The organism is Streptomyces sp. GS7 (assembly GCF_009834125.1).
Classification (GTDB): domain Bacteria; phylum Actinomycetota; class Actinomycetes; order Streptomycetales; family Streptomycetaceae; genus Streptomyces.
Genome location: NZ_CP047146.1, coordinates 3,520,858 through 3,545,554, shown reverse-complemented (window position 1 = coordinate 3,545,554; position 24,697 = coordinate 3,520,858). Strand labels below are relative to the sequence as shown.

Sequence of the window (24,697 nt, the reverse complement as noted above, 5' to 3'; positions counted from 1 at the left end):
CGGGGGTGTGACGCGCGGGCCCAGGGCCTGTCCGGTGGGGCGGGCCCTAGCGGCGGATACGGGCCATCTCCGGGTCGAACAGCGGTTCCTGGGCGACGGTCGCGGGAATCCGCCGCCCGAAGTACTCGATATGGACGGCGGTGCCGGGGACCGCGGCGGCGGCCGGCAGCCAGGCGTAGGCGATCCCGCGGCCGAGGGTGTAGCCGTAGGCGGCGGAGGTGACATAGCCGGCCGGGACGCCCGCAACGTAGACCGGTTCCTTGCCGAGGACGTTGGCCGCGGGGTCGTCGAGGGTGAGGCAGGTGAGCCTGCGGGTCGCGGTCCGCTCGCTCTGCCCCTCCAGTGAGGCGCGGCCGAGGAAGTCGCCCTTGGCGGGGCGGACCGCGAAGCCGACACCGGCTTCGTAGGGGTGGTGCTCGGTGGTCATGTCATGGCCCCAGGCGCGGTAACCCTTCTCCAGGCGGAGGCTGTTGAAGGCGCTGCGGCCGGCGGCGATCACCCCGTGCCGCTGCCCGGCCTCCCACAGCGTGTCCCAGAGACGGAGCCCCAGGTCGGCCGTGGTGTAGAGCTCCCAGCCCAGCTCGCCGACGTAGGACAGGCGCAGAGCGGTCACCGGGACGTGGCCGAGGTAGGTCTGCCTGGCCCTGAAGTAGCCGAACGCCTCGTGCGAGAAGTCGTCGCGGGTCAGCGGCTGGACGAGGTCCCGGGCCAGCGGGCCCCAGACGCCGATGCAGCAGGTGCCCGGGGTGATGTCGCGGACCTGGACTGTGTCCGGGGCGTGCCGCAGCAGCCAGTCGAGGTCGGATCCGCTGTTGGCGCCGACCTGGAAGCGGTCCGGGGCCAGCCGCGCCACGGTGAGGTCGGAGCGGATGCCGCCGGCCTCGTCCAGGAGCAGGGTGTAGGTCACCGCGCCGGGCTTCTTCCTCAGCTGATTGGTCGTCATGTACTGGAGGAAGTCGAGCGCGCCCGGACCGGTGACCTCCAGCCGCCGCAGCGGGGTCATGTCGTAGAGGGCTACCCGCTCGCGGGTGACGGCGGCCTCGGCGGCGGCGATCGGCGACCAGTGGCGGGCGGCCCAGTCGTCCCGCTCGGGGAGCCGGAGTCCTTCGGTGAGCGGGGCGTTGGCCTCGTACCAGTGCGGGCGCTCCCAGCCGCCGCCCTCCAGGAAGTACGCGCCGAGCTGCTGCTGACGGGCGTAGAAGGGGCTCGTGCGCAGGGGGCGGGGCCGCTCCATGGGCTGGAGCGGGTGGATGACGTCGTAGACCTCGATGAAGTTCTGGGCGCCGCGGTCCTCGATGTAGGCGGGGGAGCGCTGGGCGTCCTCGAAGCGGTGGAGGTCGCATTCGTGGATGTCGACGGCGGGGCGGCCGTCGGTCATCCACTCGGCGACGGCCCTGGCGACGCCGGCGGAGTGGGTGACCCAGACCGCCTCGGCGAGCCAGAAACCGCGCAGTTCACGGGATTCGCCGAGGACCGGCATCCCGTCGGGGGTGAAGGAGAAGACCCCGTTGAAGCCCTCGGCCACCCGCGAGGCGCCCAGCGCGGGGAGCAGTCCGATGCTGTCCTGCCAGCTGGGGGCGAAGTCCTCCGCGGTGAAGGGCAGCGAGGACGGCATGACGGGGGCGTCGTCGAAGGCCGGGACGGTGAACGGGTCGACGGGCATGGGGCGGTGGGCGTAGGAGCCGATGCCGAGTCGGCCCCCGGCGGTGTCGAAGTGCTCGCGGAAGTAGAGATCGCGGTCCTGGAAGCGGAGGATCGGCCTCCCGGCTTCCTCCCCCGGGCTCTTCACTCCTCCCCCACGCTCGGCTTCTCCCCCATGGGGGGCATCGGCCCCGGCGAGTTCGGGCAGTGGCTCGGTGGTGGCGTACTGGTGGGCCAGCGGCAGCAGCGGTACGTGCACCCCGGCCATGGCGCCGATCACCGGTCCCCAGAACCCGGCGGCGGAGACGACGTGGTCGGCGGGGAAGGTGCCGCGGTCGGTGACGACGCCGGTGACCCGGCCGTCCGCCCGCTCGATCGCGGTGACGGTGTGCCGCTCCAGGAAGCGGGCGCCGCGCGCCTGGGCACGGGCCATCTGGGCGCGGCAGGCGAGCAGGGCGCGGGCCAGCCCGTCGTCGGGGGTGTGGAACCCGCCGTGCAGCACGCTCTCGTCCAGCATCGGCCAGAGCTTCCTGCACTCCTGCGGGCCCAGGAGTTCCCCGCGGACGCCCCAGGAGGCGGCGAGCCCGGCCTTGCGGTGCAGGTCGGCCCAGCGGGCTTCGGTGGTGGCGACTTCCAGGCCGCCGACGGCGTGGAAGCAGGGCAGTCCGTCGACTTCGAGGGAGCCGAACTTGCGGACGGTGTAGGCGGCGAACTCGGTCATGGTCTTGGACGGGCTGGTCTGGAAGACCAGGCCGGGGGCGTGCGAGGTGGAGCCGCCGGGGGCCGGCAGCGGCCCCTGCTCCAGGACGGTGACGTCGCGCCAGCCGCGGGCGGTGAGTTCATCGGCGAGCGAGCAGCCGACGATGCCGGCGCCGATGACGACCACCCGGGCGCGGATGGCGGGGGACGGGCGGGCGTCGGTGGCGGCCGGTGCGGTTGCCGGGGACGATGGGGACATGTCCCTCCTTCAGGGTCGGGCGCTGTCCGGGTGGTCGGGCGGGCTTCGGGCCTGTCCGGTGGGTCGGGGACGGTGCGGCGGGGTGTGCGCCCGCACGGCGGCGAGGGTGGCGTCCGGCATGGTTGTTGCGTAGTGCACGACTGGTTGCGCAATGAGAGACATAGTGGGAACGCCGCATCGGCACCGTCAAGGGGTGCGCGCCGGCCGTTCGCAAGTGACCCGTTACGCGCGGGCGCGCCCCGCCCACCCGATCGCGCCCGCGGACGCGGGGCCGCGGGCCGGACATCCCGGCTGCCCAAAGACACGGATGCGGGGCCGGTCGCAGACCCCGGCCCCGCATCGCCCCGCCCGCGCACCGCGCCGTGGCGCCGTTCCGTCACGCCACGGTCAACTGGCGTACCCCATCCGCCGCGACAGCTCCTCACCCGCGGCGACGGTGCGCTTGACCACCTCCGGCAGCCGCTCCTCGTCCAGCCGGTACGCGGGCACGGACACGCTGATCGCGCCGATCACCGAGCCGTCGTGCGCCCGCACCGGGGCCGCGACCGCCCGCAGGCCGAGCTCCAACTCCTCGACCGCCACCGCGAAGCCCCGCTCGACCACCTGCGCCAGCTGGCCGCGCAGTTCCCCGGCCGAGGTCACCGTCCGTTCGGTGAGCCGGGGCAACTTCCGTGCCAGTACGGCCTCCTGGACCGGCTCGGGCTGATAGGCGAGCAGTGCCTTGCCGCTGGAGGTGGCGTGGAGCGGGGTGCGGCGGCCCAGCCAGTTCTGCGCGGTGACCGACGCCGGGCCGCGGGCCTGCATGATGTTCACCGCGGCATCGCTCTCCAGCACCGCGATGTTGACCGTCTCCCCCAGCTCGTCGGCCAGCAGGCGGCAGATCGCCGCGCCCTCCTGGGAGATGTCCAGGCGCACCGCCGCCGCGCCGGCCAGTCGCAACACCCCGGCGCCGAGGTAGTACTTGCCGCGCTCCTGCTCCTGGGCGACCAGCCCGCGGTTCTCCAGCACCCCGAGCAGCCGGAACGCGGTGGACTTGTGCACGTCCAGTTCCTCGGCGATCTCGGTCACCCCGGCCTCGCCCAGCCGGGCCAGGATCTCCAGTACGGTCACCGCCCGGTCCACCGACTGCACGGCGCCGGCGGCACCGCGCGGCGGCTTCCCGTGCGCCGTCGCGTCCGCTCTTCCCTGCCGTTTCGCGCGGGCTCTGCCGCGCCGCTTCCCCTCCGGCTGTTCCTCCGCCCGCGCCTCCGCCTTGTCCGTTTCGGTCATAGGTCCGCTGTCACCACCCAGTCCGCCGCCACCGTCCAGCGGCCCGATCCCGGGCCGGCTTTTCCGGGGACCGCTTGACGCACCGGCCCCCCGTCGGGATTCTGTTGCGCATAACGCTGCATCGTGCGCATTGCGAAACTCGATAACGTCGAACAGTAACAGGGGGGCCCAGTGATTCCCGTCTGCCACCTCGATGACCTGCCCGTAGGCGAGTCCGTACGCATCGACACCGCACCTCCGATCGCCGTCTTCAACGCCGACGGAGAGCTGTACGCCATCGACGACACCTGCACCCACCAGGACGCCTCACTCGCCGACGGCTGGGTGGAGGGGTGTCTGGTCGAATGCCCGCTCCACGCCGCTTCATTCGATCTCCGCACCGGAGCGCCCACGTGCCTCCCCGCCCGCCGGGCCGTCCGCACCTATCCGGTGACCGTCGAGAACGGGACGGTCTACGTCCACCACACCGTCGGGGAGGGCACCGCCGCATGAAGTCGGTCACCGTCATCGGGGCCTCACTGGCCGGACTCCACACCGCCCGCGCCCTGCGCTCCCAGGGGTACGACGGCCGCCTGACGATCGTCGGGGACGAGCGCCACCGCCCCTACGACCGCCCGCCGCTCTCCAAGGGCTTCCTCACCGGGACCACCGGCCAGGACCAACTCGCCCTGGCCGACGCCGAGGAGACCGCCGAGCTGGACGCGGAATGGCTGCTGGGCACCCGCGCCACCCGGCTCGACACCGGCAGCCGCACCGTCCACCTCGACACCGGACGCACCCTCACCACCGACGGCGTGGTGCTCGCCACCGGCGCCACCCCCCGCCGGCTCCCCGGCCCCGGCTCGCCCCCGTCCGGAACCCACACTCTGCGCACCCTCGAAGACGCCCGGGCCCTGCGCCGCGACCTCACCCTCGGGGGCTCCGCCCGGATCGCCGTCATCGGCGGCGGATTCCTCGGCGCCGAGGTCGCCTCGTCCTGCGCCGCCCTCGGCCACGACGTCACCGTCATCGAGGCCGCCGCACTCCCCCTCGTCCCCCAACTGGGCCGCGGCATGGCCGAGTTGTGCTCCCGACTGCCCGCCGACCACGGCGTCACGCTGCTCACCGGCACCGGCGTCGCACGGCTGCACGGCGCCGGCGCCGGCGCCGACAACCGGGTCACCGCCGTGGAACTGACCGACGGCCGCCTGCTGCCGGCCGATGTGGTCGTCGTCGGCATCGGCGTCCGCCCCGCCACCGACTGGCTGGCGGACTCCGGGCTCCCCCTCGGCGACGGCGTACGCTGCGACGCCGGCTGCGTCACGCCGATCCCCGCCGTCGTCGCCGTCGGCGATGTCGCCAACGTCGACGGCACCCGCGCCGAACACTGGACCAGCGCCACCGAACAGGCCGCCACCGCCGCCCGCAACCTCCTCGCGGGCCACACCGCCGCCGCCCACCGCGCCCTGCCCTACTTCTGGTCGGACCAGTACGGCGTCCGCATCCAGTTCGCCGGCCGCCGGCTGCCCGGCGACACCCCGCGCATCCTCGAAGGCTCCCCGGACGACCGCAGCTTCCTCGCCGGCTACCAGCGTGCCGGCCGCACCACCGCCGTGCTCGCCCTCAACCGCCCCCGCCCCTTCCTGCGCCTGCGCCGCGAACTCGCCCGCGCCGCGCAGCCCGCGACGGCCTGATCCGCCGCACGGGGCGGGGCCCGCGGTCGGCATCGTCGCGTGCCGGCCGGCGAGCCCCGCCCGGTCGTTCTCGGCCCACCCCGCCGGCACGGAGCGGCGATCGCCGGCCCGTCACACGACGGGTGCCCGGCCCTTCCCCTCCCCGCCGCCGTCCCGGCCCTCGGCCCCCAGGTGGGCGCGTTCGCGGATGACCGCCTCCACGGCGTCCGGGTCGTCCGGCGTGATGAACGGCCGGACGTAGCCGCCGAGGTCGAGGACGAGCGCGGTGCTCTTCCCCATCCGCCCCGGGTCCAGGCTCGCCCAGTACCGCGGGTTCGCGGTGCCCCAGACACGCCCCTGCCCGGTCATGAGGCCCATCTCGACCCGGCGCAGCGACCGGATCGCGGTGTAGGGGATGGTCTTGGTGCCCCAGGGGAAGTAGTAGCCACGGATCCGCACGGCGTCGGGGGTGCAGGCGATCCAGCGGTCGTGGTAGGTGGCGTCGGTCATGAGTGGGTGTCCTCTCTCGGGACGTGTCCGGTCCCGCGGGACCGGGGCGAGCTGCCGGGCCGCTCGCCGTGGTGGTTGTCCGGCGCGGTCTGCGGACGCAGGACGGTCAGCTGCCGCCCGCCTCGCGCGGCTCCCTGCGGAAGTCCACTGCAGCGACTCCAGGATCGAACGCCGTCACGCCGCCATCAACCGTCAGCGCCGCTCCGTTCACAGAGGACGCGGCGGGCGAGAGCAGCCGGCTGATCGCCTCGGCGATCTGCTCGGGCTCGGCGGGCCGCCCGGCGGGGTTGAGCCGGCTCGCCTCCGCGTAGGCCGCATCGACCCCGCAGGCCGGTTGTGCCTCCTGCGCGAACCGCGCCGTCCGCCGGTCGGCCGTCTCCGTCCGCAGCTGCCGTGCGGTGGCCGCGCCGATACCCGTTCCCCCGCCCGTCACGATGACAACTCGCCGGCCGGTCATGCTCGTTCACCTCCGAAGGTGGTCGGCTTTCGGCTCTGCGATCATACGGAGGGCGAGTGCAGCGGGGACACGACGGGGTACCGGACCGGCCGGGCCGCGCCCCGCGGCAGAGAGGCGGACCCCGCACCGTGACCGCGCACGCCCCCGCCGTACCGCACGGGCCCCGGCACACCCACCGCGCGGACGCCCGCGCCCGGGAGATCCGGTGATCCGCATCCACTTCACGGCCGGCGACTTCGCGCGGGTCCGCTTCGCGCCCCGGCCGGCCCCGCTCCAGGAACTCAACCTGGCCCTCGGCATGCTGTGCCGCCGCGACGACCCGCTGCTCCTCGGCCGCTGGCGCCGGCGGGTGCTGCGCTCCCTGCCGCGGTCCGCCGAGCCGCTGGCCGACCTGGTCCCCGGCCTCCAAGCACCGGTCTTCCTCGACGAGTTCAGCGACAGCCTCCGGGACGCGCTGGACTCCGTACGCGCCACCCGCCCGGACCTCGTCCGCTCCGAGACGGAGCGGGTCTACGCCCGGCACGGGTCCCCGGCCCCCCGCTGGATCCGCGCCCTGCACCAGGGCGACGCCGGGGCCTGGCACACCCTCCGCCGGGCCCAGCACTCCGCCTTCGAGGCGGTGCTGGGCCCCGTCTGGCCGCTGGTCCAGGACCTGCACCGGGCGGAGTTCGCCCGCCACGCCCTGACCGTCGCCGAACACGGCCTCGCCGACGCGCTCACCGGCCTCCTTCCGGGCGCGCAACTCCGCGGGAACACCTGGGAGTTGCCGGCACCTGCGGACCGCGAGACGGCGCTGGGCGGGCGCGGCCTGGTCCTGGTCCCCACCTTCCACTGGACCGGCCGGCCCGTCCTCGCCGACCTCCCGGGCCGCCCCCTGTATCTGACCTACCCTGCGGGGCCGGGCCTGCCGCTGCCCCCGGCCGTCGCGGGCACCACCGACGACGCGCTCGCCGGCGTCCTCGGGCGCACCCGGGCCGATGTCCTGCTGCTGCTCACCGAAGAACTCACCACCAGCGCACTGGCCCGGCGGCTGCGGGTCAGCAACGCCACCGCCTCCGCCCACGCCGCGGCACTGCGCGCCGCGGGCCTGGTCACCACGGCCCGCGCCGGCCGGGCGGTGCTGCATCGGCGTACGGCGCTGGGCGACCTGCTGGTGCGGCAGCGCTCCGGCACCCGCGACCGGGCCCCGGACCCGGCTCCCCCGGCGGTCAGTCCGGAATCTCGATACGGAACCGCAGCCGGCAGATCACCACATCCGTGTACCGACGGATCGCCCGGTCGAGCACCGCGCCGCGCTGGTTCTGGAGGAGGCGCTGCCAGGGATGCGGAAGGTGCAGTTCCGGGATGAGCACGACCAGGCGTTCATGGGCCTCGGCGGACGAGGCGGCGGCTTCCTCGGCGCCGACCGCGTGCAGGTAGTCGACGATCGGCCGGGTCAGGGAGCGGGCACGGCTGCTCAGGACGGTCAGCGGGACCTGCGGATGCCAGGCGCTCCACTCCTCGCGCATCCGGTCGGCGGTGCTCTCGTCCTCGTTGTCGGGGTGCACGACGGTCACCGCGCGGACCTCGTCCCCCAGGGACAGCGCGGCGCCGATCGCCTCCTGCGTGAGCCGGTTGACCGCCCCCACGGGCACGATCACCAGCGAGCGGCGCTCCTGCGGCGGCCCCGGCACCTCGCCCAGGCGCAGTGCCTCGCCGATGCGCATGTAGGCGTGGTGGACGGACTCGAAGAGCGCGACCAGTACGGCCACCGCGAGGAAGACCAGCCAGCCACCCTCGTTGAACTTGGCCACGAGTTCGAGGACGGTGGCGGCCGCGGTCAGCAGGGCACCGGCCCCGTTGAGCAGCGCCCGCCCCTGCCAGCCGGTGCCGCGCTCGACGTACCAGTGCCGGACCATGCCGAGCTGGGAGATGGTGAAGCCGATGAAGACGCCGATGGCGAAGAACGGCACCAGCGCCTGGGGGTTGCCCTCGGCCCCGATGAGCAGCACCAGCGCGAAGGCGGCGAGGACCAGGACGCCGTGCCGGTAGACCTGGCGGTCGGCGCGCAGCGCGAAGACGTGCGGCAGGTTGTGGTGCCGGGCCAGGAGCGAGGTCAGTACGGGCATACCGCCGAAGGAGGTGTTCGCGGCGAGCGCGAGCAGCAGCATGGTGGCGAACTGGACGACGTAGAAGGCGGCGTTGTGGCCCAGTGCGGCGTCGGTGAGCTGGGCGAGGACGGTCTTGGTGGGGTTGGGGGCGACGTGGAAGCGGCCGATCAGCACCGAGAGGCCGAGGAGCATCAGGCCGAGCAGGCTGCCGAGCGCGACCTCGGTGCGCTGGGCGCGGCGGACGCGCGGGGTGCGGAAGTTGGGGACCGCGTTCGCGATGGCCTCGACGCCGGTGAGGGCGGAGCAGCCGGAGGCGAACGCCCTCAGCAGCAGGAGGGTGCCGACGCCGGAGGCCGCGGCGGCGGACGGGTGGGTCGGTGGGACCGCGGGGTGCGTCCGCAGCAGTCCGACCGCGACGACGGTGAAGATCGCCGCGATGAAGACCACGGTCGGCACGATCATGACCTTCGCCGACTCCGCGACTCCGTACAGGTTCACGGCCGTGATCAGGACCAGGACGATGACGCACAGCACCACCCGGTCCGCGTAGAGGGACGGGAACGCGGAGGTGAGCGCGGCGACCCCGGCGGAGACCGACACCGCGACGTTCAGTACGTAGTCGATGATCAGGGAGGCGGCGGCGACCAGGCTGACCCGGCGGCCGAGGTGCCGGCCGGCGACGGCGTAGGCGCCGCCGCCGTTCGGGAACGCGGCGATGACCTGCCGGTAGGAGAGCGTCAGCGCGACGAGCAGGATCACGATCGCCACCGTGACCGGCAGGGTGAAGCCGAGCCCCTGGCTGCCCGCCGCGGCCAGCACCACCACGATCGCCTCGGGCCCGTACGCCACGGAGGCGAGGGCGTCGAGGGAGAGTGCGGCCAGCCCCTGAGGGACCGTCAGCCGGTCGCGTTCGTGTGCGTCCCGGGTACTGCTCGTGGTGGTCATCGCGTCCTCGCCCGGTCACCGCAGCACGGCGGATCGGTGGCCGAGCGCGTGGTTGAGCTCGACGACGTTGACGCCGGGGCTGCCCAGGAAGCCGAGGGTGCGGCCGTGGGCGTGGCGGGCGACGAGCCGGCGGACGGCCGCCGGGGCCAGCCCGCGGGCCGCCGCGACCCGGGGCACCTGCTCGTAGGCGTACCCGGACGAGATGTCCGGGTCCAGGCCGGAGGCGGAGGCGGTCACCGCGTCGGGGGGCACGCGGCCGGGCGGAACCCGGTCGAAGGCGGCCACGGCGAGCCGGCGCAGCCGTACGGTGCGGACCAGTTCGGGGCTGTTGGGGCCGAGGTTGGAGGCGCCCGAGGCGGTCGGGTCGTAGCCGGCGGGCCCGGCGGCGGACGGGCGGGGCTGGAACCACCCGGGGTCGGGGGCGGCCGGGCCCCGGTGGCCCCGCGCCGCCGGCACGGTGAAGTTCTGGCCGATGCGTGACGAGGCGACCGGCCGCCCGTGCTCCTCGATCAGCGACCCGTTGGCCCGGCCCGGGAACACGGCCTGGGCGAAACCGGTCACGACCAGCGGATAGACGACGCCGGTGAGCGCGGTGAACAGCAGCAGCATGCGCAGCGCCACGAGGTGGTGGCGGGCCAGACGGGCCAGGGGGCCGAACATCGCAATCGCGTTCCTTCTGCCGTGACGGTCTTTCAGTGGAGTCCGGGGACGAACTGGATCAGCAGGTCGATGACTTTGATGCCGAGGAACGGCAGGACGAGTCCGCCGAGCCCGTACCGCCAGATGTTGCGGCCGAGCAGGACGGCGGCGGACGACGGCCGGTAGCGGACGCCGCGCAGCGCCAGCGGGATCAGCGCGACGATGATCAGGCCGTTGAAGACGATCGCCGCGGAGATCGCCGAGGTCGGGCTGTGCAGGCCCATGACGTTGAGGCGGCGCAGGCCGGGGTAGGCGCCGGCGAACATCGCCGGGATGATCGCGAAGTACTTGGCGACGTCGTTGGCGATCGAGAAGGTCGTCAACGCGCCGCGGGTGATGAGGAGTTGCTTGCCGATCTGGACGATCTCGATGAGCTTGGTGGGGTTGGAGTCGAGGTCGACCATGTTCCCGGCCTCCTTGGCGGCCGAGGTACCGGTGTTCATGGCGACGCCGACGTCCGCCTGGGCCAGCGCGGGCGCGTCGTTCGTACCGTCGCCGGTCATCGCGACCAGATTGCCGCCGGCCTGCTCGCGCCTGATGAGCGCCATCTTGTCCTCGGGAGCGGCCTCCGCGAGGAAGTCGTCGACGCCCGCCTCCTGCGCGATGGCCTTGGCCGTCAGCGGGTTGTCCCCGGTGATCATGACGGTCCTGATGCCCATCCGTCGCAGCTCGTCGAACCGCTCCCGCATCCCGTGCTTGACCACGTCCTTGAGGCGGATGACGCCGAGGATCCGGGCATCGGCGGCGCCGTCGGCGCCGCCGCGCCGGACGACCTCACCGACGACCAGCGGCGTACCGCCGCTCGCGGAGATCCCGTCGACGATCGGGCCGACCTCCTCGGTGGGGTGTCCTCCGGCATCGCGCACCCAGCGCATCACGGCGGTCGCCGCCCCCTTCCGGAGCGACCGGGTGCCGTCGTGGGGGCCGTCCCCGCTCAGGTCGACGCCGGACATCCGCGTCTGCGCGGTGAACGGGACGAACTCGGCGTGCGGCAGCTCTCCTTCGCTGCGTCCGCGCAGCGCATGGCGTTCCTTGGCGAGGACGACGATCGAGCGGCCCTCGGGGGTCTCGTCGGCGAGCGAGGCCAACTGGGCGGCGTCCGCGAGTTCTTCGGGGTCCACGCCGCTGACGGGTACGAACTCGACGGCCTGCCGGTTGCCGAGGGTGATGGTGCCCGTCTTGTCCAGCAGCAGGGTGTTGACGTCGCCCGCGGCCTCGACCGCGCGCCCCGACATCGCCAGGACGTTGCGCTGCACCAGGCGGTCCATGCCCGCGATGCCGATGGCGGACAGCAGCGCGCCGATGGTGGTCGGGATCAGCGCGACGACCAGCGCGACCAGGATGACGATGCTCTGCTCGGCGCCCGCGAAGACGGCGAACGGCTGGAGGGTGACCACGGCGATCAGGAAGATGACGGTCAGTGAGGCGAGGAGGATGTTGAGCGCGATCTCGTTCGGCGTCTTCTGCCGGGCGGCACCCTCCACCAGCGCGATCATCCGGTCGATGAAGGTCTCGCCGGGCTTGGAGGTGATGCGGACCACGATGCGGTCGGAGAGCACCTTCGTACCGCCGGTCACGGCCGAGCGGTCGCCGCCGGACTCGCGGATGACCGGCGCCGACTCACCGGTGATCGCCGATTCGTCGACGCTGGCGACGCCCTCGACCACATCGCCGTCGCCCGGGATGGTCTGGCCCGCCTCGACGGCCACGAGGTCGCCCAGCCGCAGTTCGCCGGCCGGCACCTCCTCCGTCACGGCCTCCCGGGCCGCCTGCCACCGGTCCGCGGGGAGCCGGTGGGCGACCGTGTCGGTCCTGGTGCGGCGCAGCGTCTCCGCCTGGGCCTTGCCGCGCCCCTCGGCGACCGCCTCGGACAGGTTGGCGAACACCGCGGTCAACCACAGCCAGACGGTGATCACCCAGGCGAAGACGCTCGGGTCCTTGAGCGCCGACAGGGTGGTCAGCACCGCGCCGACCTCCACGACGAACATCACCGGGTTCCCGACCATCACCCGGGGATCCAGCTTGCGCAGCGCGGCGGGGAAGGAGGTGAGCAACCGCCGGGGGTCCATCAGCCCGGCGGAGATCCGGTGGACGTTGGGTGCGAGCGGGTCCGTGGCCTCCCCGGGCGGGACCGCGGTCGTGGGCATCAGCGCAGTCCTTCGGCCAGCGGGCCCAGCGCGAGCGCGGGGAAGTACGTGAGGCCGACGACGATCAGGATCACTCCCGTCAGCAGCCCGACGAACTGCGGCCGGTGGGTGGGCAGGGTGCCCGCGGTGACCGGCACGGGCTGCTGCCGGGCCAGCGATCCGGCCAGCGCGAGGACGAACACCATGGGCACGAAGCGGGCGACGAGCATGACGAGGCCGAGGCCGGTGTTGTACCAGGCGGTGCCGGCGGTCAGGCCGGCGAAGGCCGAGCCGTTGTTGTTGGCGGCCGACGCGAAGGCGTACAGCACCTCGGAGAAGCCGTGCGCGCCGTGGTTGAGCATCGCCGCCCGCTCCCCCGGCAGCGCCATCGCGAGACCCGCGCCGACCAGCACCACCGACGGGGTGGTGAGGATGTACAGCGAGGCGAACTTCATCTCGCGTGCGCCGAGCTTCTTGCCCAGGTATTCCGGCGTGCGCCCGACCATCAGCCCGGCGACGAAGACCGCGACCACGGCCAGGATCAGGATGCCGTAGAGCCCCGAGCCCGTGCCGCCGGGCGCGATCTCGCCCAGCATCATGTTGAACAGGGTCATCCCGCCGCCGCCCGGGGTGTACGAGTCGTGGGAGGAGTTGACCGCGCCGCAGGAGGTGAGCGTGGTGGACACCGCGAACAGCGCCGAGCCCCACAGGCCGAACCGCTGCTCCTTGCCCTCCATCATGCCGCCGGCCGCGTGCCCGGCCGAACTGCTCAGGCTGTGCAGCTCGTTGGCGGTGGTGAGGGCGACCGAGGAGGCCCAGATCAGCGCCATCACGGCGACGATCGCATACCCCTGGCGGCGGTCGCCCACCATCGTTCCGAAGGTGCGCGGCAGCGCGACGGCGATGACCAGCAGGAGGTAGATCTCCAGCCAGTTGGTGAACGGGGTGGGGTTCTCGAAGGGGTGGGCGGAGTTGGCGTTGTAGAAGCCGCCGCCGTTGGTGCCCAGCTCCTTGATGGCCTCCTGGGAGGCGACCGGGCCGCCGGTGAGGGACTGATGCCCGCCGGCGAGGGTGCCGATCGACTGGGTGCCGTGGAGGTTCTGCACCACTCCCGCGGCGACCAGCACGACCGCCGCGACCAGCGAGATCGGCAGCAGCACCCGCAGCACGATCCGGGTCAGGTCCACCCAGAAGTTGCCGACCCGCTCGGTCCGCGTCCGGACGAAGCCGCGGATCAGGGTCGCGGCGACGGCGATGCCCACGGCCGCCGAGACGAAGTTCTGCACGGCCAGCCCGGCCATCTGGACCAGGTGCCCCATCGTCGACTCGCCGGAGTACGCCTGCCAGTTGGTGTTGGTGACGAAGGACGCGGCGGTGTCGAAGGACAGTGCGGGGCCGACCGCCTTCATCCCCAGGGCGAGCGGCAGACGGTCCTGCACCCGCTGGAACGCGTACAGGAACAGCACCGAGACCGCCGAGAACGCGAGCACACTGCGCAGATACGCCGGCCACGGCTGGTCGGCGTTCCCGTCCACGCCGCCCGCCCGGTAGATCAGGCGCTCCGCCCGCCGGTGGCGGGGCGAGGTGAGGACGTGGGCCATGTGGTCGCCCAGCGGCCGGAACGAGAGGGTGAGCGCGACCGCCAGGGCGCTGATCTGGAGCCAGCCGGCGAGTGCGTCGTTCATCCCCGCACGCGTCAGAACTTGTCGGGGAAGATCAGGCAGAGCACGAGGTAGACGATCAGTCCCCCGGCGACGATCAGGCCGACGATGTTCTCGATGGTCACAGCCGGCCCACCCCCTTGGCGAGCAGGCCGATGAGACCGAAGACGGCGACGGTGAGGGTGACGAACACGAGATCCTGCATGCCCGCTGACGCTAGCGCCCGGTATGTCGGACTCCGGTGGACACGCCGCAGCCATCCGGGTCTCCCGCCGGGCGGAGCGCACCATGGAAGAGGAGGCCGCGACAAGCCGACAGGAGCCTGCCCATGGAGCGCGGACGGTTGCGGATCTACCTCGGGGCCGCCCCCGGGGTCGGCAAGACCTACGCCATGCTCAGAGAGGGCCAGCGGCTGCGCGCCCAGGGCGCGGACGTGGTCGTCGGATTCGTCGAACCGCACGGCCGGCGGCCCACCGCGCAGCTGGCCGAGGGCCTGGAGACCGTCCCACGGCACACCCTGACCCACCGGGGAGCGGCCTTCACCGAGATGGACCTCGACGCCGTACTGGCCCGCGGGCCCCAGGTCGCGCTGGTCGACGAGCTGGCGCACAGCAACGTGCCCGGGTCCCGCAACGCCAAGCGCTGGCAGGACGTCGAAGAGCTCCTCGACGCCGGTGTCGACGTGGTCAGCACCCTCAACGTCCAGCACCTGGAATCCCTCAACGACGTCGTCGAGCAGATCACCGGCACCGTGCAGCGCGAGACCCTGCCCGACGAGGTGGCCCGGCGTGCCGACCAGCTCGAACTGGTCGACCTGCCGCCAGAAGTGGTGCGCCGCCGCATGGTGCACGGCGAGATCTACCCCGCGGACCGGATCGAGGCCGCCCTCACCCACTACTTCCGGGTCGGTAACCTCACCGCGCTACGGGAACTCGCGCTGCTGTGGCTGGCCGACCGGGTGGAGGAGGGGCTCCAGCACTACCGCACCGAGCACGGCATCGCCGCCCCCTGGGAGACCCGGGAGCGGATCCTGGTCGGACTGACCGGCGGCCCGGAAGGCGCCACCGTCATCCGCCGCGCCGCCCGGATCACCGCCCGTACGCCCGGCAGCGAGCTGCTGGCCCTGCACGTGGCCCCCGGCGACGGCCTGGCCGGCGCCGCACCGGCCGGGCTGCGGGACCAGCGCACCCTGGTGGAGTCGCTCGGCGGCAGCTACCACCAGACGACCGGCGACGACATCGCCGCGGCCCTGCTCCAGTTCGCCGAGGCCGAGAACGTCACCCAGATCGTCCTGGGCGCCAGCCGCCGCGGACGGCTCTCCGCCGCCCTGCGCGCGGGCGTAGGGCGCCGTACGATCCGCGGCTCCGGCCCCATCGACGTCCATATCGTCACCCACGAACAGGCGGTCGGCGCCCCGTCTCCGCGGCTGCCGCACCCGAGCCGCGGCACCGGCCCGCTGCGCTTCTGGTCGGCGCTGGCCGGCGCCGCCGTACTGCTCCCCCTCCTCACCCTCGCCCTGACCGCGCTGCGCGGCACCCTTGTCCTGGGCGCGGACCTGGTGATCTACCTCCTGGCGATCGTGGCGGTCGCGCTCATCGGCGGACTGCTGCCCGCCCTGCTGGCCGCCCTGGCGGCGGGGCTGCTGTCCGACTACTTCTTCACCGCCCCCGTGCACTCCTTCGGCATCGAACGCACCGAGGAGATCGTCGCGCTGGCCGCCTTCGTCACCGTCGCCGCGCTCGTCGGCACGGCCGCGGGGACGGCGGCCCGGCGCACCCACCAGGCGCTGCGCGCCACCACCGAGGCGCGCGCCCTGACCCGGCTGGCGACCGCCATGATGCACGGCCAGGACCTGCCCACCCTCCTCGAACAGGTACGGGAGAACTTCGGCCTGGCCGCGGTCAGTCTCCTGGAGCGCGACCGGCCCCGGGAACGCGCCGCCGGCCCCCGCTGGTACGTCGTCGCCAGCGCCGGTGAACGCCCCCCGGAGCGCCCCTACGAGGCGGACGTCACCAGCCCCATCGACGACGACCTCACCCTCACCGGCCGGGGCCGCTCGCTGAGCGCCGACGACCAGCGCGTCCTCACCGCCTGCGCCGCCCAACTGGGCATGGCGCACGTGCACGGCCGGCTGGCCCGCCACGCCGCGACCACGGACACCCTGGCCGCCGCCGAACGCACCCGCGCCACTCTGCTCGTCACCGCCGGCCGCGATCTCCGCGGCCCGCTGCACGGCGCCGAACGGACCCTTCGCCGGCTGCGCGACCTCCTGGCCCCGCCCCCGCAGACACCGGACGGCAACACCGTCACCCCGGCCGCCGCCCACCCGGAGACCCGCCAACTCCTCAACACCGCGCTGGCGTCGGTGCGCCGCGCCGCCCAACTCGTCACCGACCTGGACGATCTGAGCCGACTGCACGCCGGCGCCCTCGACCTGTACCTCCGCCCCGTCGACCTCAACGACGTACTGGCCGCCGCCCTGGACGACCTGGGACCCGGCGGGCACGACATCACCCTCCACCTCCCGGAGGAGCTGCCGGACGTCATCGCCGACGCCGCGGTCCTCACCCGCGTCCTGACCACCCTCACCGCCGACGCGCTCCGCCACAGCCCGCCGGGAGCACCCCCCACGCTGACCGCCCGCACCCTCCCCCACCACCTGGCCGTCCGCATCGCCGACGGCGCCGGCCCCGGCACCGACACCCCACCGCGGCTCCGCGCCGACGGACTCCCGCTGCGACTGGCCCGCGACCTGACCGAAGCCATGGCGGGCACGCTGAAGCCGTCGGTGGCCGGTCCCGCGTTCTCCGTCACCGTCACGTTCCCGACGTCGGCACGGCGCTCCGGCGGAGCGGATCGGCGCGCGCCGGGTGATCCGCCCTGAGCGGCCGGACGACCGGCCGCTCAGGCGCAGCGTGATGGCTCCCCATACCGGGCCGGGCCGGGGCCCGTCCGACCCTGACCCGTCGGACGAGCCCCGGGGCTCAGCGAACGGCCGCGACGTTGGTGGCCTTCGCGCCGTGCACGTCGTAGATGACCCGCTGACCGACATCGGTGGTCTGCGTCTCCATGCCCGAGAACGGCAGCCGGTCGCCATGCTCGTCGGCGATGATGCCCACACAGTCGCTCTTGTTGAACAGGACGATCGTTCCCTGCGGCATCGTTTCCTCCGTGGACGGACAGTTCCCCGCGGCGGGCCTTCCCCGCCGACTCCGGTGGGTAGGGAACCTATTACGCATGGTGCCGCACGGAAGAGGGCCTTGGCGTGTCGGCCACAAACTGACCGAAAGTCAGCACCTGGATTCCCCTGGTCTGCCGCGCTGCCGCCCACGCCGGTGCGGCGCGGACGGCAATGCCCCTTCGGCCTCAACGGGCAGGCGTCGGTGGCGGGTTACGCACCTTTCACCTCACGTACCGGGGAGCCTGTCGCGGATGCGGAGGCCGGCGCCGCGGGTTCACCGGGACCGGTGGGCGCGCCGGGCCGGTACGCCTCCCGCGTGTGCTGGTACGCCCACAGGTCCCGGAACAGCCCGGGTTGCGCGACGAGTTCGGGGAACGTGCCCTCCTGGACGACGCTCCCCTTGTCCAGGACGACGATGCGGTCCGCCACCGCCACGTTCGTCAGCCGGTGCGTGATGAGGACGACCGCACGCGTGGCGGCCACCGCGCGCAGACCGGCGAAGATACGGTGCTCGCCGAGCGGGTCGAGGGCCGAGGTCGGCTCGTCCAGAACGAGCAGCCCGGCCGGGCGGTGGAAGGCGCGGGTGAGCGCGATGCGCTGCCACTGCCCGCCGGACAGCTCCTGTCCGCCCAGCCAGTCGCGCGCCAGCACCGTGTCCAGGCCGGAGCGCAGTTCGGTGACCACCTCGTCCGCGCCCGATTGCGCGCAGGCGGCGTGGATGTCGGCGTCACCTCCCGCTGTCGCCTGGCCCAACGTGATGTTCTCGCGGGCGGTCAGCGGCCAGCGGGCGTATTCCTGCGGCACCAGGGCCACCTGCGACCACATGGCCTGCGGATCGAGATCGGCGGTCGGGACACCGTCCCAGGTGATCGAGCCGGTGGTGGGCAGGTACAGACCGCTCAGCAGCTTGGCCAGGGTGGTCTTCCCGCTGCCGTTGTACCCGACCAGCGCCACGACCTCCCCGCGCCGCAGGGTCAAACAGACGCCGCGCAGGGCGTCGTCGGCCGCCTCCTCGTACCGGAAGACGAGATCCCGGGCACGGATCTCCGCCGGCGGTGCCGGTTCGCCGGCCCCACGCCGCATCCGGTAACCACCCGCCTCCTTCAGGAATTCGGACCAGTCGTCCATGTAGAGGCCCGTCCGCATGATGCGCGCGCCGCCGGCGACCAGTCCGCGCAGCGCCGTCCCCACCGTCTGCAGTGCGAAGACCGCGGTGCCGGCGTGCCCGACGCTCATCCGGCCGGTGGCCAGCAGCCACACCACCGCCCCCCATACCGCGCTCGACGCCAACCCGCCGCAGACCGCGCCGAGTACGGACATCCGCGCTCCGGTGTTCGCCGCCTCCCGGTCGGCGCGGTTGATGCGCTCGGTGATGTGGCGGTAGCGCGCCACCAGGAAGCCGGCCATGGTGCCGGCCCGGATCTGGTCGGCGGTGTACCGGTCGCACACATGCCAGCGCAGAATCGACAGCAGCCGGTAGTCGCCGCTCGCCCGCAGCCGGGCCAGATAGCGCACCCGTGCCGCGCTGACCTGCGCCACCGCCTGCGGGAAGCTGGCCAGCAACAGCAGTGGGAGCAGCGCCGGGTGCAGCGCGGTCAGCACGCTCGCGCCGGCGACGAGGGAGGCGAGCGAGGCGATCAGGTCCTGCCCGTCGCTCACCAGCTCCTGGACGATCTCGGCACCCCGGTCCGCCGCTTCCTTGCGATGCGTGAAGCCGGGTGCGTCGTAGGCGGACAACTCCACCTCGGTGACCGCCTGCAGCAGCCTGAGTTCGGCCTCCCGGGACATCTGCGGTCCCAGCCGGGAGGACAGCCAGGCCACCGCGATTCCGAGCAGGGCCCGGACGGCGGCGGCAACCGCCAGCAGCGCCAGCGACGGCCAGGCGCTCAGCAGCCGCCCGTAGATGTCCCCGCCGGACAGCAGCGCCCCGATCGTCCCGCTGACCGCCAGCAGTCCCAGCGCCTGCATCGCCCCGGCACCGGCCTGGCAGATCAGCAGCCCCAGCGCGGCCCAGCGGTCGATACCCCATGCCAGCGCGATGGACCGGCGCACCAATTGCGGGAGCCGCCGCGCCATATCGACCAGCCGGATCTGCCGTCCGGCCCGCTCCCGACTCCCGGTCCGGTCGACATACTGCAACTCCTCCCTGAACTCCTCCTCCTTGGCCTCCTCCTGGGCCTCCTCCTTGCCGCTGCCGGGCGGCCGTTCACCGGAAGGAACACGGCGTTTCCCCCGTGACCGCGGTCCCTCCGCCGACTGCTCCTTCTCCCCCGACTGCCGTTTCTCCCATGCCCCACTACGAATCCGCATTCTCACCAATGCTCTTGCTCTCCTTCTCCCTCAGCCACCTCTTCCGCTCCCGTCTTCGGACGTCAACAACACGCCGGAAACCGGAAGCCGGACAACAGCTTTTCGAACGCAGCACGCCGACACGCCGGATTCATCAGGGACACACGATTCCTCTGACCGGGCGCGTGATGGGTACAAGTGCCCTAAAGAACGGCCCGGTTCGGCCCCCGTAACGGGTAACCCGGGAGCAGATCATGAACACACGTTCCATAAATGCGGGGAACCCAGGCAGGAACCGACCTCCCCACCCCCACAGGCACTCGAACAGCTCGCGTCACTCTTCCGAGGCATTGCCGCGATCGGACAGCGAGGCCCCGCCACCCCTCCCGCACCACGCCCCGGACGTGACGGAAACCCCCAGGCAAGCCAACGCACTGGGGGTTTCGGATATGCGTGATGCTCGTCTTCTCGCGCGCCCACGGCGCCCGAGATCAACGCTTCTTGGTCTTACGCGGCTGCGGCCGGTTCCACTCACCGCGGTGCACCTGGCAGCGCGAATAGCCGATCATTGCCGGATTCCGGCACGGTCGACCGGTCGTCGTCCTGGTCGAACCGCACTTGACCTGATACGCCATATACCCTCCCTTCAAGCGCCGTTGCCTTCATGCCGGCATGCGTGGAGTAAAGCGTGACGGTACGGAGTCGAGCAGCGTTCCCTTATCCGCGGGGATGGCCGATTGCCCCTCCACATCGTCCGAATCCCTTGACTTTTCCCGCACTTACGGGGAAAGGGGTGCCTGGCATTCCTTTGGTGTGCGTGAGCCGGCGAGCATCGACGTATCACTCGCATCGGGCGGGCGCACGACCGGTCGTATGGCGCGGGCCGACGGGAGATCCGCCGTCGAGCCGCCGGCGGGCGCCGGGAAACTCCCGAGCCCGGCCGGTCGGGCGAGGGCGCCGCCGGTGCCGGATGCAGGGATCCGGTCGCGCCGCGAAGACGCCCTCCGCGGCGGCCGATCCGCTGCGGCCCGGGGGCGGGCGGGTGTGGAGGGCACTGATACCGCGCCGGAGTCGCAACCAGGAGCTATGCAGCGTGAAGGCGTGGGGAATTGGGCACCGATGTCGTTGGTACGGTCGCTGGATGGAGAGCTGGGATGCGGGCACTGTACGCGTTCGGATGCGGCGGATGGCGGCAGGGGACCCGGCGCGGGAGCGCTTCGGGGCGGACACTCATCGGTACGAGCTGGCGCCTGCGCTGCCGGAGGCAGAGATCAAGGCATTCGAGGAAGCTCACGGCGTCGACCTGCCGGCGGAGTACCGGTCCTTCGTCGTGCAGGTGGGCAACGGCCCCGCCGGCCCCGGTCACGGGTTGATGCCCTTGACCGTCCCCCGCATCGAGGCCGGCGCGGGGTGGGCCGCGGACGACGAGTGGGAAGACGACCGGCTACCGGGCCGACTCGCCGAGCCGTTCCGTCTCACCGAACCCCTGCCCGGTCGCATCGGCGCACCGGCCGACGGGTTGACCGGGGGCACGCTCATGCTGGCCGAAGAGGGGTGCGGCATCTACATCCGGCTGATCCTGAACGGCCCGCGAGCAGGTGAGGTCTGGCAGATCGACCCGGACTGGGGCGGCTTCGTCCCGGTGAGCCCCGGTTTCCGCGCGTGGTACACCGAGTGGCTGGAGCGTCTGTGAACCCGCAGCACGCCGTCCGGACCAACCCGCCGCCCTTCGATGCAGCCGCATCGACCCCGGCCACTCACTTGGATGGCACACGCTCGATCTTCGTCGGTAGCAGGACACACACTGTGACGTGAGCGCTGTAGTCGACCAGCCTGAGTGTGCAGGCAGGCGCGGCGGGTCGCGGCGCCGAGAACAATCCCCGCATACGGTGTCGGACTTGCCTGGATCCAGCCTTCGCGTGCGACCGGATGCCCGACCTGCGGCGGCAATGCCGGCCAACGGGATCATGGTCGGGGACCTCCAACCGCAGCGGCTCGCGGTGCGGCAGAGCGTTGGCAACGGTCGCGCGGAGCAGCGGAGCGGGGCCCGCAGACGTGACGGGCACGACGCCGAGGAGCCGCTCCGGCAAGTTGGTCAGGCATGCGCCGCCTCTCGCGGCGCGTTTCGACGGCATGTGGCCGGGCCGGGACGTATGGCGGATCAGGTCCGTCGCCCGTCCACGAAGGTGCTGTCGATGGATCACGACGGCCGAGTCGGTCCGCCGTCTTCTTCCTGCTCGTCGCCGTCGGGACGTGCTGATGGGCCGCCGGTGTCCGATGCGATCCTTGCCGCCATCTCGGCGAGCTGCCTGCAGGTTTGTTCGATCTTCTCCTGGGTTTGGTTTCGTTCGGTGATGGCGGCGGCGAGTAGCAGCGCGGTCATCGCGGCGGCGCCGTTGAACGCCTGCAGCGCGATCATGTCGGTGAGCAGAGTGTGACCGGCGAACGGGCCTGACCTGCGGGGGGCGGCGAGGATTGCACCGGTGGATACGGCCAGCGCGCAGGGTGCGGCTCCGGCGAGTTGGAAGCGGAAGGCAGCCCAGGTCAGTAGCGGGAAAGCGAGGAAGATCAGCGGTACCGGAGCGTTTTCGAGGAAGCCGACGCCGATGGTGGCCGCCACAAGCAGCGCTGCCTCCGCCCACCGGGAGGGTGGTGTGTCCTTGGGCAGGTGTGCCGAGCGGAGGACGAGCAGCGCCGGCGTGACCACCAGAACGCCCATCGCATCGCCGGTCCACCAGACCCACCATGTGGGCCAGAACCCGCCGGCGGGCAGAGCGTGAGCCAGGAGCAGGGTGCCGGTGCCCACCGTCGCGCTGATGAGCATGCCGGTGAATGCGCCGAGGAAGACCAGCGCGAGCGCGTCCTGGAACCGGTTCATCTCGATGCGGAACCCGGTGCGGCGAAGGAGCGCGTAGGCGAAGAGGGGCGCGAGTGTGTTGCCTGCCGTGATCGCGAGAACGGCGGGGATCGACGGCCCAAGTGAGATGTTGACCAGTAAGGCGCCGAGAGCGATCCCGGGCCAGGCCCGCAGGCCCATCAGGAGGAGAGCAGCCAGGGCGATGCCGGTCGGAGGCCACAGCGGCGAGACCTGGCCGCGCACGAGTTGCTGGAGCAGCCCCAGCTTGCCCGAGACGTAATACAGCGCGGCGACGACACCGAGCTGCAGCGCCGTCATGCCAACGCGCCGGAGCCTGCCGCCGTTCGCCACCGTCATCGGGAAGTCGTCCCCTTGGCCTTGCGCGGGCGTCCGTCGTCCGCCGCCGTCGCCGGATCCATCACACTGCCGCTCACCTGTATGACCTTTCGCAATGTGCTCTGTCGGGACTGTTTCGGGTGACCGCCCGGGGGCAGCGCCGCGCCCTGCCGGTTCCGCCGTCAGCCGTATGGCTGTGGGGCTGCACGCCTTCAGCCCGGGGTGCGCAGGGCGAGGATGGCCATGTCGTCGTGCCCGTCGCTGGGGTGGTGGTCGGCCAGGGCCTGCACGAAGTCCTGCAGGGGCAGGTCTGCGTGCGTGGTGGCGAGTTCGGCGAGTTCGGCGAGGCTCTCGTTGATGGGGTGGTCGGGGTGTTCGATGAGGCCGTCGGTGAAGAAGACCACGATGGTGTCCGCGGGCAGGGGGTGGGTGCGGTCGGGGCGGGGCTGCCCGCTGTCGACGTTCAGTGGTAGTCCAGGCTCCGTGAACAGGTATTCCGCCCGGCGGTCGGGGGTGATCAGCAAGGGCGGGATATGGCCCGCGGTGCTCCAGCGCAGCCTCCAGGCAGCCCCCTCGGGTTCGATGCGCGCCAGGATGGTGGTGGTTACGGGGTTGTCGGTGATGGCCTCCAGAGTGCGATCGAGCTGGGCGAGGACCGCGCTGGGCGGAGTACGCATGGCGAACAGCAAAGCGCGCAGCATGTGACGGGTGGAGGCCATGGCGGCGGCGGCATGCAGATCGTGGCCGACCACGTCGCCGATGACGACCGCCACCGCGCCGTCCGGAAGCAGGATGGCGTCGTACCAGTCGCCGCCCACATGGTGGGGTTCGGCGGCGGGCCGGTAGATGGCGGCGGCGTCGAAGGGCCGCATGTCGGGCAGCGTCGGCAGCAAACGCCGCTGGAACAGTTCGGATCCGGCACGAACCTGTTCGAAGAGACGGACGTTGTCGATCGCGATGCCGGCGGCGCTGGCCAGGGCAACGACGATGTTCTCGTCGTGCACGTCGAAGAGGCGCCCGTCGATCCGCTCGGAGAGGTAGAGATCGCCGTAGATTTCGCCGCGGACGCTGACGGCGACGCCGAGCAGGGTACGCAGGCGCGGGTGGCCGGGCGGAAACCCCACCGAGGCCGGGTGGGAGGAGACATCGTCGACCCGCAGGGGTTCGGGGTGCTGGATCAGGTGTCCCAGCACGCCCAGGCCGCGCGGAAACCCCACTTCGGCCAGGGCCGCACGTTCCTGCTCGGACAAGCCGACGGCCATGAACTGCGCGAGGTGCTCGCCGGACTCGTCAAATACTCCCAGTGCCCCGTAGCGGGCGCCGACCAGGTCCATGGCGGTGGTCACGATGCGGTGCAACACCGCGGACAGCTCCTGTTCCCGGGTGATGGCCACCACCGCGTCCAACAGGCTCTGAATCCGGTCCTTGGCGGCGGCCAGGGCGCGCAGCTGCTCGTCGATCCGCCCCAGCTCGGCGTCCAGACGCGCCAGCAGGTCAGGGCGGTGCGGCCGCTCCGGTCCCTTGCCCTCCATGCCGCCCGCCATCACGATCGCCCGGCTACCGTGATCCGCGGCACCCGGCACTTCTGGGCCAAAGCCCTCTCCGACCTCTCCGGGTTCTGCCGCTTGTCCTGGCGGATCCGCTCATACAGCCACTCACGCGATCTGTGCACCCACAGTCTCCTGACACGACCGTGATCAACTCGCACAGGGTGACGCGGCCGAACAGCCCAACCAGCCCATTACACCGAAAGCGGCATGTCACACACCGTCATACAAGGTGGCTCCCGCTGGGGGATCCGAAGACCTGGAGCCACTGGTCCGCCGCGCGCTGAACCCGGCCGGCTGGGAGGAATCCCAGGGCGTCTCCGTCGAGGACCTCAACAGGGAAACGATCGAGGCCGCGAAGCAACTACCGAGCAGGAGAAAAGCGGAAGATCCCGAGGGCTGACCGTCGGCACGCCGCGCTGACGCGGTTCGTCTTCTGCGCCGGTCCGTCGCTCGACATGCGTGCACCGGCGAAGTTG

Annotated in this window: 18 protein-coding genes and 1 pseudogene; 6 read left to right on the top strand and 13 right to left on the bottom strand. The window is 72.4% G+C overall.

Features of this window, described 5'->3' with window-relative positions; all coding sequences use genetic code 11:
• Positions 1-46: 46 nt before the first annotated feature.
• Together GR130_RS15465 and GR130_RS15460 are read right to left on the bottom strand one after the other, a co-directional pair.
• Positions 47-2,599: a GcvT family protein gene (locus GR130_RS15465; protein WP_159505273.1), complete on the bottom strand. Its 2,553-nt coding sequence runs from the start codon at positions 2,597-2,599 to the stop codon at positions 47-49.
• 387 nt (positions 2,600-2,986) lie between these two features.
• Positions 2,987-3,868, bottom strand: a complete 882-nt coding sequence (locus GR130_RS15460) for an IclR family transcriptional regulator (protein WP_159505272.1) — start codon at positions 3,866-3,868, stop codon at positions 2,987-2,989.
• 171 nt (positions 3,869-4,039) lie between these two features.
• On the opposite strand from GR130_RS15460, the gene GR130_RS15455 reads away from it, so the two are divergent.
• Complete coding sequence (locus GR130_RS15455) at positions 4,040-4,360, top strand: bifunctional 3-phenylpropionate/cinnamic acid dioxygenase ferredoxin subunit (RefSeq protein WP_159505271.1); 321 nt, start codon at positions 4,040-4,042, stop codon at positions 4,358-4,360.
• Entirely contained in the window at positions 4,357-5,541 is a 1,185-nt protein-coding gene (locus tag GR130_RS15450; RefSeq protein ID WP_159505270.1) for an NAD(P)/FAD-dependent oxidoreductase, read from the top strand. The genes GR130_RS15455 and GR130_RS15450 overlap by 4 nt, the downstream gene beginning before the upstream one ends.
• 111 nt (positions 5,542-5,652) lie before the next feature.
• Here GR130_RS15450 and GR130_RS15445 read toward each other — a convergent pair whose 3' ends face one another.
• Positions 5,653-6,030: a hypothetical protein gene (locus tag GR130_RS15445; RefSeq protein ID WP_159505269.1), complete on the bottom strand. Its 378-nt coding sequence runs from the start codon at positions 6,028-6,030 to the stop codon at positions 5,653-5,655.
• 106 nt (positions 6,031-6,136) lie between these two features.
• The gene (locus tag GR130_RS15440; RefSeq protein ID WP_159505268.1) at positions 6,137-6,487 is read right to left on the bottom strand and encodes an SDR family oxidoreductase; all 351 of its coding nucleotides are present in this window, start codon (positions 6,485-6,487) and stop codon (positions 6,137-6,139) included.
• Here GR130_RS15440 and GR130_RS15435 point away from each other — a divergent pair.
• A pseudogene (locus tag GR130_RS15435) lies at positions 6,465-7,574 on the top strand (hypothetical protein); the annotation flags it as partial. The gene GR130_RS15440 and the pseudogene GR130_RS15435 sit on opposite strands and share 23 nt — an antisense overlap.
• A gap of 121 nt (positions 7,575-7,695) precedes the next feature.
• On the opposite strand, the gene GR130_RS15430 reads toward GR130_RS15435, so the two are convergent.
• Genes GR130_RS15430 through kdpF form a run of 5 tightly spaced genes read right to left on the bottom strand, consistent with a single transcriptional unit; the run spans position 7,696 to position 14,133 of the window.
• A complete protein-coding gene (locus GR130_RS15430; RefSeq protein ID WP_159505267.1) occupies positions 7,696-9,522 on the bottom strand; it encodes an APC family permease in 1,827 nt (608 codons plus the stop codon).
• Between the two features lie 15 nt (positions 9,523-9,537).
• Positions 9,538-10,182 carry a potassium-transporting ATPase subunit KdpC gene (gene kdpC / locus GR130_RS15425; protein WP_159505266.1) on the bottom strand — a complete coding sequence of 215 codons (645 nt, stop codon included), beginning with the start codon at positions 10,180-10,182 and terminating at the stop codon, positions 9,538-9,540.
• A gap of 32 nt (positions 10,183-10,214) precedes the next feature.
• The gene (gene kdpB / locus GR130_RS15420) at positions 10,215-12,368 is read right to left on the bottom strand and encodes a potassium-transporting ATPase subunit KdpB (RefSeq protein WP_159505265.1); all 2,154 of its coding nucleotides are present in this window, start codon (positions 12,366-12,368) and stop codon (positions 10,215-10,217) included.
• Positions 12,368-14,032: a potassium-transporting ATPase subunit KdpA gene (gene kdpA / locus GR130_RS15415; protein ID WP_159505264.1), complete on the bottom strand. Its 1,665-nt coding sequence runs from the start codon at positions 14,030-14,032 to the stop codon at positions 12,368-12,370. The genes kdpB and kdpA overlap by 1 nt, the downstream gene beginning before the upstream one ends.
• 11 nt (positions 14,033-14,043) lie before the next feature.
• On the bottom strand, positions 14,044-14,133 hold the full coding sequence (kdpF, locus tag GR130_RS15410; protein WP_159505263.1) for a K(+)-transporting ATPase subunit F: 90 nt from the start codon (positions 14,131-14,133) through the stop codon (positions 14,044-14,046).
• A gap of 203 nt (positions 14,134-14,336) precedes the next feature.
• On the opposite strand from kdpF, the gene GR130_RS15405 reads away from it, so the two are divergent.
• Complete coding sequence (locus GR130_RS15405) at positions 14,337-16,892, top strand: sensor histidine kinase (protein WP_159505262.1); 2,556 nt, start codon at positions 14,337-14,339, stop codon at positions 16,890-16,892.
• Between the two features lie 100 nt (positions 16,893-16,992).
• On the opposite strand, the gene GR130_RS39795 is transcribed toward GR130_RS15405, so the two are convergent.
• Complete coding sequence (locus GR130_RS39795; RefSeq protein ID WP_198539935.1) at positions 16,993-17,169, bottom strand: hypothetical protein; 177 nt, start codon at positions 17,167-17,169, stop codon at positions 16,993-16,995.
• 230 nt (positions 17,170-17,399) lie between these two features.
• Positions 17,400-19,499, bottom strand: coding sequence for an ABC transporter ATP-binding protein (locus tag GR130_RS15400; RefSeq protein WP_201304894.1), 2,100 nt, complete (start codon positions 19,497-19,499; stop codon positions 17,400-17,402).
• 1,120 nt (positions 19,500-20,619) lie between these two features.
• Between GR130_RS15400 and GR130_RS15395 the strand changes: the two genes are divergently transcribed.
• Complete coding sequence (locus GR130_RS15395; RefSeq protein WP_159505261.1) at positions 20,620-21,171, top strand: SMI1/KNR4 family protein; 552 nt, start codon at positions 20,620-20,622, stop codon at positions 21,169-21,171.
• A 507-nt stretch (positions 21,172-21,678) separates the two neighbouring features.
• On the opposite strand, the gene GR130_RS15390 is transcribed toward GR130_RS15395, so the two are convergent.
• Both GR130_RS15390 and GR130_RS15385 read right to left on the bottom strand, forming a co-directional pair.
• Positions 21,679-22,692, bottom strand: coding sequence for an MASE1 domain-containing protein (locus tag GR130_RS15390; RefSeq protein ID WP_159505260.1), 1,014 nt, complete (start codon positions 22,690-22,692; stop codon positions 21,679-21,681).
• 191 nt (positions 22,693-22,883) lie between these two features.
• Complete coding sequence (locus tag GR130_RS15385; RefSeq protein ID WP_159505259.1) at positions 22,884-24,203, bottom strand: PP2C family protein-serine/threonine phosphatase; 1,320 nt, start codon at positions 24,201-24,203, stop codon at positions 22,884-22,886.
• Positions 24,204-24,450: 247 nt separating this feature from the next.
• Between GR130_RS15385 and GR130_RS15380 the strand changes: the two genes are divergently transcribed.
• On the top strand, positions 24,451-24,621 hold the full coding sequence (locus GR130_RS15380) for a hypothetical protein (RefSeq protein WP_159505258.1): 171 nt from the start codon (positions 24,451-24,453) through the stop codon (positions 24,619-24,621).
• The last annotated feature ends 76 nt before the right edge of the window (positions 24,622-24,697 follow it).